Origin of the sequence: Blautia sp. HCP3S3_D9 (assembly GCF_052063845.1) — a bacterium.
Taxonomy (GTDB): domain Bacteria; phylum Bacillota; class Clostridia; order Lachnospirales; family Lachnospiraceae; genus Blautia_A.
Genome location: NZ_JBQHWS010000140.1, coordinates 1 through 8,241 on the forward strand (window position 1 = coordinate 1; position 8,241 = coordinate 8,241).

Sequence of the window (8,241 nt, forward strand, 5' to 3'; positions counted from 1 at the left end):
TAACAATACTGGAAGTGATCACAAAAACATTCATCTGAGCAGCCCCGCAGGCATAGCCCATTCGATTCAGTGTATCCTCCACACGAAAAATCTCCGCACCGCTATCTAACAGTGCATCACCCATATCAAGAAAAATATGCAAAAAATCTTTAGACGTTTGCATGGCGATTACCTCTTATCAGAAACATTTATTTACGACGAAGTGACACCACTGTTTCTACGTGTATCGGTATCGGCTGGGGAACACATTTCCCCAACCACGTTACCGTCTGATGAATACATTTTTTCAGTTGCATTTTCATTCAATTGCTTTGTCTTATTCTGCTCCATTTATGACACCTTTTTCCCTTTCTGATTTGCTCTGTAGTCTGCTTTTGCATTCTCTACCTTTAATGTCTGATTGCATTTAAGTACAAATGTCAGTTTATATGGTGTTGGATTACCTTCCGCATCATATCCACCGACAATTACCTTTTCTACAATGCTTTCAAACACGATTCTGTCAAATTCATCCAGGGCATTTTCATTTTCCAGTGTCTGCCGAAGCTGTGACATGCGCTTGCTTATATTCTTCTGCTGTCCGATATTCTCTTCCAGATAAGCCTTTTCTTCCGTAATCTGGTGAAGTTTCCGCTGAAAGCTCAGCTTCTTTTCATCATAATCTTCCTGTTCTATTTTACCATCAATCAGCAGATCTGTTAACCTGCTTTTTTTCGATTCAATAGTGGAAATATCTTTCTCCAACTGTTTTACCCTTGGTACATTCCCCCTTTCTTTGAGATTCTTCAGCACCACCTCCTTACAGTGAGTTAACACTTTCTGTTCTTTTGATAGTTCTTTGTTAGCTGTTACATTTCAGATACAGGCAGCGTGATATGGCTTCCATTCGTACGACCTGATGTTGGCGTTACCGCCGAAATTGTGCTACTGTCACACATATCGACATCCCAGGGGAATCCAACCTCTATCAGAATATTTCTGAATGCTGGCAGCTTCTTCGCAAACTTACCAGCCGTTTCCGGAGTATCTTCGACGCTCATCTACAATATACTTACAGGATCATGGCATCTGTGGAATCAGATCATACAGCTCATGTAATTTTCAAAGTACAACAGAGATTTTTTTAGCTTCTTCACTATTACAGCCCCGAAGTGCTGAAATGTTGTTTGCTTCCAAAAATCCTTTCACTAATAAAGCCTGGCAGATGGATTTTACCAACCACTTATTGCAATAATTTGCAAAAAACTATATTTCCGCCTGTCGCTATGTGGTTTAATTATGGAGTTCTGAATGATTTTATGAAAGAATGGATTCTCAGAAAAGAAGAAATGAAATCCAGTGTGATTACCAGAGATGAATATTTTGAGTGGAAAATTAACTGGCCACAGACCTGCGACGATTGTGGGAAACATGAACCTAAAAGGAAATGGCGATCTGCAAATGCAAAACTGCGCGAAACTTAAATTCGTTGTATTTTCCTTTGTAGTCAAAGAAAAAGCACTATAAAAGCACTATAAATCTGTCAGCAAACGATTTTCAGTGCTTTTTTACGTGTTATTCTATTAAATTTTACCTATTAGCTTATATAAATGAAACTTAGCGATACTTACATAGCCCGCTCTTAGAGGAAATTTAAAAGTTGCCGTCTGTGTTTAGTTCTTTAACAGGAAGAGGAAGAATATATTTTCTCGCTCCTCCCATTGAACAGTGCATACGGGGCTCTTATACAGATCTACAGCTTATATTCCAATTTTAACTATGGTGTTGTGAAGTTCAATCAACTTTCAGCATCCGATACCCAACGCCAATGTGTGTTTGGATATATTGTGGAGAGTTCGGTTCTTTCTCGATTTTTTTACGAAGTGTTGCCATAAACACACGAAGAGAGGCAATATCATTATCCCAACTACTTCCCCAAATGCTTTGCGTAAGGAAAGTATGGGTCAGAACTTTTCCTATATTTCTTGTCAACAGGCAAAGCAACTTATATTCAATAGGTGTTAAATGCAACTCTTCTTCATTCAAATAAGCACAACCTGCAGCATAATCTACACGAAGTTTTCCGTTTACAAAAACAACCGCTTCGGCAGGGGATACTTTTTGCATCATCGATAACCTTCTTTGCGTGACTCGTAGTCTGGCAAGCAGTTCCTCAACAGAAAATGGCTTTGTTAAATAATCATCTGCGCCAGCATCCAACGCATCAATTTTATCGGTATCTTCACTGCGAGCACTGATTACGATAATTGGCACGTTTGACCAAGTACGGATTTTTTTAATAATCTCAACACCATCCATATCAGGAAGTCCTAAATCAAGTAAAACAATGTCAGGATTGTGTGAAGATGCTTCTAAAATTGCCGATTGACCATCGGGTGCCGTCAGATATCGGTATTCGTGCGCTTTTAAGGTTGTTGTAATTAAATTTCTAACAGATGTGTCATCTTCTACAACTAATATTAGTGACTTATTCATATACTTTGACCTCCCCTGCCGGTAATGTAAATGTAAATACTGTTCCGTGCGGCAGATTATCTGAAACAGTAAGTTCTCCGCCGTGGGCGTTAATAATGGACTTGCACAAAGATAATCCAAGTCCTAAACTTCGGCGGCTGTCTGCGATTTGATTTGCACCGCTGTAGAACATGTCGAATATCCGTGGCTTTATTTCGTCAGCAATTCCGTTTCCGTCATCCGATATAGATACGATTGCTTGTTTCCCCCGCTTTTCTGTCCGAATAACAATATGAGAGTTTTTAGGTGTATATTTGATAGCATTATCAACAATATTGATGATTACCTGAACAATAAGCTTTGCATCCATTTTTGCAAGAAGAAATTCTTCTTTGCTTTCAACGGAAATATGATGTTCTTCACTCTTTCGGTTAATATGATGTAACGCTTCTGTGATCACGTCATCCATCAAATCTTCCGTTATACGGAGATTCAACCGTCCTTCTTCAATCCGGGTTACAGCCAGCAAGTTTTCTACAAGGTTAATCAGCCACATGGAATCATCATAAATATCCATGTACAGCTGCTTTTTTGTATCATTATCAAAGGAATCGCCGTTGGACAAAAGATTGCTGGCATTACCAGAAATGGATGTCAGCGGTGTCCTCAAATCATGTGAAATAGCACGCAGCAGGTTCGCTCGCAACTGTTCATTTTTTGCAAGAATGGCCGCCTCCTGTTTCTCACGGGCATTTTTCTCATTTTCCAAAGCCAGGGCACATTCTCCGAGAATGGATAGTAGAATACTGTTTTCAAATGGATCAAGAGGTATTTCCCCCATCACGATTCCAATAACTCCATATACCATACTGCTGCTGCGAACAGCAAGGTACAGGCATTTTGCATTGGAAAGCGTTCCTGTTGTAGCTCCGGCACGTTTATTGTTTTTCAATACCCAGCCGGCAACGGCCTTTTCATTTTCGGAAATACACGATTCCAAATTTTCTTCAGTTACAGAAAAAATATGCGGCGTATCCAACACTTCTCCATCAGCTAAATAAAAAACGATATCTTTTCTCAAGAGTTTAATGAGCTGATTTGAAGTTGCAGATACAATTTCATTTTTATCTTTTGCCTGTTGCAATAGCTGGTTTGTATCAAATAACACTTTGGTACGGTAAGCAGATTGTGCCGCCTGTTTTGCTTGGTTTTTAATCCGTATAGCAAGAGAACCGGTTAAAAATGCCGCCAACAACATGATAATAAAGGTAACAGGATAAACCTGATCATACGCCTGCAAGGTAAATTGAGGTTCCGTAAACAGGAAATTAAAGACCAAAACACTTACAATCGAGGAAATTAGGCTGTATATCTGATGTTTCGTGATGACAGCGGTGACAAGAACACCTAAAACAAAAACTGTAATGATATTTGCTTCGTCAAATCCAAATTTCTGGAAAATCATTCCGACTAAACTGGATAAAATCAGAATCGCAGTAGATTTTAATGTATCAGTGACAGAGAATACGATATGATTCTTTTTCCTGCCCCCTCTTAACTGATACACTGCCGCATTAGAAACCGTATCCGGAATAATATGCACATCCAGGTTAGGGGCATAATCAATCAATTTTTCTGTCAGGGTCGGTTTGCTGAGCAAATGCCGTTTTGTAGCAGAACTACGTCCGATCACAATCTTTGACACACCGGACAAACGAGTAAATTCCGCAATCTGAAACGGAACATCTTCTCCGTAAACTGTTTCTATTTTTGCCCCAAGCTGCTCAGCAAGACAAATATTTGAACGCAGGCGTTTTACATTTTCCTCGCTCATCACCGAAAAATCTGGGGTTTCTACAAACAGAGCCGTAAACTCCCCTTTAAAAGCAGAAGCCATTTTTGCGGCGGTACGGATAATTTTCGCATTGGATGGAGAAGAAGATAGACATACAAGAATATGTTCATCTGTGTGATAATCTCCATGATTTTTTATGCGGGCTTTTTCTGTGAGGATATTCACCCGGTCCGCACATCGCCGCAGTGAAATCTCCCGGAGAGCTGTCAAATTTTCTATTGTAAAAAAATTTTCTACTGCCTGTTTTTCCTGTGTCTGTCTGTATACATTTCCTGTATTCAAACGGTTGATCAAATCCTGTGGTTCAATATCTATTAATTCAACCTGATCTGCATTATCAAAAATAGAATCCGGGATGCGTTCCCGTACAACAATTTCCGTAATGGACGCAACTGTATCACAAAGGCTTTCAATATGCTGAACATTGACAGTCGTATAGACATCAATCCCTGCATTCAAAAGTTCCTTAATGTCCTGATACCGTTTTGCATGACGGCATCCTTCGGCATTCGTATGCGCAAGTTCATCTACAAGGATAAGCTGTGGTTTTCTTTTCAACGCCATGCCAATGTCGAATTCGTTCAGTATCATACCATTATAAAAAACTTCTCTTGTAGGAAGAACTTCTAAGCCATTCAAAAGAGCTGCTGTTTTGGAACATGCGTGGGGTTCTACATAACCGGCTACCACGTCAATTCCCTGCTGTTTTTCCATATGAGCTGCTTCTAACATGGCGTAGGTTTTACCCACACCAGCTGCATATCCGAAAAAGATTTTCAAATGTCCTTTATTACGGTTTTCTTCATCAGCTTGGATTTCCTTTAATAACTGATCCGGATTGTGTCTGCTTTCACTCATACGGTCATCTCCTTGTACAAAAACATTATAAGAATAATACGTAAATTTCAGAAAAGCATTTTAGCACTGACATTAAAATCGCATAAAGATTATACCACCTTTTCTTCTTTTTTTCCATTCGGGCGTGTAGCCGAAAGCAGAAAACGCTCCGAAAAATCACGCAATTTTTCGACAAATAGGCCCTTCATACAATTAATGTCATTTTGCCATATCACTCTCGCTGGTTTCTCAATCGTGTTGATGGGATGTACCGCAATGTCTATAGAGCCTGGAGTAATGACACTTTGCTTTATTTGAAGGGATAAGGAACAATACTCATCTTTCAAAATATCGTTGGAATTTTCTATGATAAAGCCAAAATCAAGTTTATTATTTCCCAGCCCATTTATTATTTCACTTACAGAACCGTAGAACAGGTTCAGCTCATAGTTTGGGTATTCGCTTGAAAATTGTTCTAATAGATCTGCAATAGAATCTATGATTGCAGGTGTTTCAAATCCAATCCTGAGCTTAGAATCTGAAATAAGTTTTTGGGATTGATTTTCCTTGAGAAATTTATCCAGCTTTTCCATAAGAAAATAACCATAAATAAATGCTGCCAATACCACTATAAGTAAAACAAAGTCTTTCATATCACCAACTTCTTTCAAAAATTAAATATGAAAACATTTTTGAATATGTTTCGTCTCCCCAAGAACAAGCATGGTACTGCCCTTTAACAACTGCGTATCGGAACTTATTTTCAAATTCATAATATCATTTGTTTTCAGCGCCATAATATTGATGTCATATTTTTTTCGTATATCCAACTGACCGATTGTTTTTCCTATCCATTCTCCCGGTATAGATATTTCAAAGATTGCATGTTCTTCATCTAGTTCTATGTAATCGAAAATATGATCAGCACTATAACGGATCGCAACCCAATCGGCAAGCTGCCTTTCGGGATAAACAATTTCATCTGCACCGTTTCGTAAAAGAAATTTTGCATGAACATCACGAGCGGCACGCGACACCACCATTCTTGCACCGAGTTCCTTCAAAAGGGACGTTACTTCCAATGAATTCTGAAAGTTATCTCCGATAGCCACAATACAAACATCAAAGTTCCCAACACCAAGCGAACTTAAAAAATCCTCATTAGTCGCATCCCCAATCTGAGCGTTGGTTACAAAGGGAAGTACAGCATCAACTCGAGTATCTTCTTTATCTACCGCCATCACCTGATGATGCAATTCATCTAATTTTATAGCAATGTGCCGTCCGAATCTTCCCAGACCGATAAGTAATATTGATTTCATTTTTTTATTCTCCTTAACCTACTGTAATTTTTTCCTGAGGATATTTTGAAACGTTAAGCTTTTTTTCAGAAATGGTAGCAAAAATCAAGGTCAATCCTCCCACTCTGCCAAAAAACATCAGGCAAATCAAGATTATATGGGAAACAAACCCCAGGTCAGGAGTTATTCCCAACGATAACCCTACCGTCCCGATTGCCGACGCCGTCTCAAACAAAGCGGCCATAAGTGGAATATCTTCTGTTCTGCTAATTACCATTCCTCCGAAAAGGAATAAAACGATATACATCAAAAAAATCGTAGCTGCATTTCTGATAGTGCCATCCGGAATTTGTCTGCCGAAAAAATGGGTGTGTTCCTTTTTTCTAAATACAGATAATGCCGATGAAACTAGAACTGCAAGAGTTGTCGTTTTCATTCCACCTGCAGTGGAACCGGGCGAGCCACCGATGAGCATCAGCATAATGATAAGCAGTTGCCCAACTTCACTGAGTAAAGTCAAATCTGCCGTATTGAATCCTGCTGTTCTCGGCGTAACGGATTGAAACAAAGAAACCCATACTCTTTCTGTAAGAGGCACATTTGAAAACTCAAAATAAAAAAAGTAAAGAGCCGGTAAGAATATCAATATTCCTGTTACCATAAAAATCACCTTGCTTTGCATCCGGTATTTTTTTAAATGCCATTTATGATTCTTTATATCCTCCCAGGTAAGGAATCCAATACCTCCTGCAATAATCAGCATCATAATTACAAGATTTACAATCGGCTGTACAGAATAAGAGGTCAACGAGGAAAAAGGGGTTCTTATACCGATTAGATCAAATCCTGCATTGCAAAAAGCAGAAATAGAATGGAACAGTGAATACCATATTCCTTTCCAAAACCCAAAGTCCCTGCAAAAAACAAGGGCTAAAAGAACCGCACCAATGATTTCGATAAGAATAGTAGTCCGAATAATAAATTGCGTTCTCCGCACAATACCACCCACCGTTGGAGCCGAAATTGCCTCTTGCATGGTACTTCGCTGCATCAACCCGATTTTGCGTCCGGAAACAACAGCAATCGCAATAGCAATCGTAATAATTCCCATACCTCCGATTTGAATCAGCAGTAAAATAACTCCTTGGCCAAATAAAGACCAGTAGGTTGCCGTATCCTTAATAACCAGTCCCGTCACACAAACCGCAGAAGTTGCGGTAAACAAAGCATCCAAAAAGGAGGTACACTGACCGCTTTTTGTAGCAATCGGCAGCATCAAAAACAGACTGCCTAAGAGAATCACGGATAAAAACCCTAAACTAATCACTTGAAATGATGTTATATGTCGATGTCTTGATCTGTTTGTCTGTTGCATAACTATATCCCCATAATCTTAATTTCTTTTTTATATTTCCTTTATTCTATCTTTATTTGTATTAAATGGGCGTAAGTAAGTTTGTTTTGAAATTAAGATTGTATAAAGATGAGCAGAAGTCTGAAATCTTTTGCTCATCTTTTGAGAGTGCTAGTTACAGGATACCGTCCAACATCAAATTGACTTTCAGAACATTTACTGTTTTCTCTCCAAAAACACCTAAAAATCTACTGTCGGTGCATTTTTCAATAATAGCTCCGACTTTCTCTTCACTCATATTATTTGCTTTTGCAATTCTTGTTACCTGATATTATAATGTACCCATAACAGTGGACACGCGAATTAGTGTAGTACCCGTTTTACGGACACCCACACAAGACATGCCCCTGTTCTTAGACACTGTTCCCATGTGAACCCTT

The 8,241-nt window shown here is 39.0% G+C and carries 8 protein-coding genes and 2 pseudogenes; 1 reads left to right on the forward strand and 9 read right to left on the reverse strand.

What is annotated here, in order from left to right:
* From ACTNES_RS17775 to ACTNES_RS17785, 3 genes are all read right to left on the reverse strand, one after another.
* Positions 1 to 163, reverse strand: a 163-nt coding sequence (locus ACTNES_RS17775; RefSeq protein WP_441040258.1) for a threonine/serine exporter family protein, incomplete at its 3' end; no start/stop codon positions are given.
* Between the two features lie 167 nt (positions 164 to 330).
* Positions 331 to 792, reverse strand: a complete 462-nt coding sequence (locus ACTNES_RS17780) for a hypothetical protein (protein WP_441040254.1) — start codon at positions 790 to 792, stop codon at positions 331 to 333.
* A 56-nt stretch (positions 793 to 848) separates the two neighbouring features.
* Entirely contained in the window at positions 849 to 1,040 is a 192-nt protein-coding gene (locus ACTNES_RS17785; RefSeq protein ID WP_300335660.1) for a hypothetical protein, read from the reverse strand.
* A gap of 213 nt (positions 1,041 to 1,253) precedes the next feature.
* On the opposite strand from ACTNES_RS17785, the pseudogene ACTNES_RS17790 reads away from it, so the two are divergent.
* Positions 1,254 to 1,463, forward strand: a pseudogene (locus ACTNES_RS17790) (helix-turn-helix domain-containing protein); the annotation flags it as partial.
* A 310-nt stretch (positions 1,464 to 1,773) separates the two neighbouring features.
* On the opposite strand, the gene ACTNES_RS17795 reads toward ACTNES_RS17790, so the two are convergent.
* The 6 genes and pseudogenes from ACTNES_RS17795 to ACTNES_RS17820 all read right to left on the reverse strand — a co-directional run.
* On the reverse strand, positions 1,774 to 2,475 hold the full coding sequence (locus ACTNES_RS17795; RefSeq protein WP_441040255.1) for a response regulator: 702 nt from the start codon (positions 2,473 to 2,475) through the stop codon (positions 1,774 to 1,776).
* Positions 2,468 to 5,167 carry a DUF4118 domain-containing protein gene (locus ACTNES_RS17800; RefSeq protein WP_441040256.1) on the reverse strand — a complete coding sequence of 900 codons (2,700 nt, stop codon included), beginning with the start codon at positions 5,165 to 5,167 and terminating at the stop codon, positions 2,468 to 2,470. Before ACTNES_RS17800 ends, ACTNES_RS17795 begins: the two co-directional genes overlap by 8 nt.
* An 89-nt stretch (positions 5,168 to 5,256) precedes the next feature.
* Positions 5,257 to 5,799, reverse strand: a complete 543-nt coding sequence (locus tag ACTNES_RS17805; protein WP_300332912.1) for a LysR substrate-binding domain-containing protein — start codon at positions 5,797 to 5,799, stop codon at positions 5,257 to 5,259.
* A gap of 21 nt (positions 5,800 to 5,820) precedes the next feature.
* Positions 5,821 to 6,468: a potassium channel family protein gene (locus ACTNES_RS17810; RefSeq protein ID WP_300332909.1), complete on the reverse strand. Its 648-nt coding sequence runs from the start codon at positions 6,466 to 6,468 to the stop codon at positions 5,821 to 5,823.
* Between the two features lie 13 nt (positions 6,469 to 6,481).
* Positions 6,482 to 7,822 (reverse strand): TrkH family potassium uptake protein, encoded by a 1,341-nt coding sequence (locus ACTNES_RS17815; RefSeq protein ID WP_441040257.1) that lies wholly within the window; start codon positions 7,820 to 7,822, stop codon positions 6,482 to 6,484.
* Positions 7,823 to 7,976: 154 nt separating this feature from the next.
* Positions 7,977 to 8,120, reverse strand: a pseudogene (locus ACTNES_RS17820) (potassium-transporting ATPase subunit C); the annotation flags it as partial.
* Positions 8,121 to 8,241 lie beyond the last annotated feature (121 nt).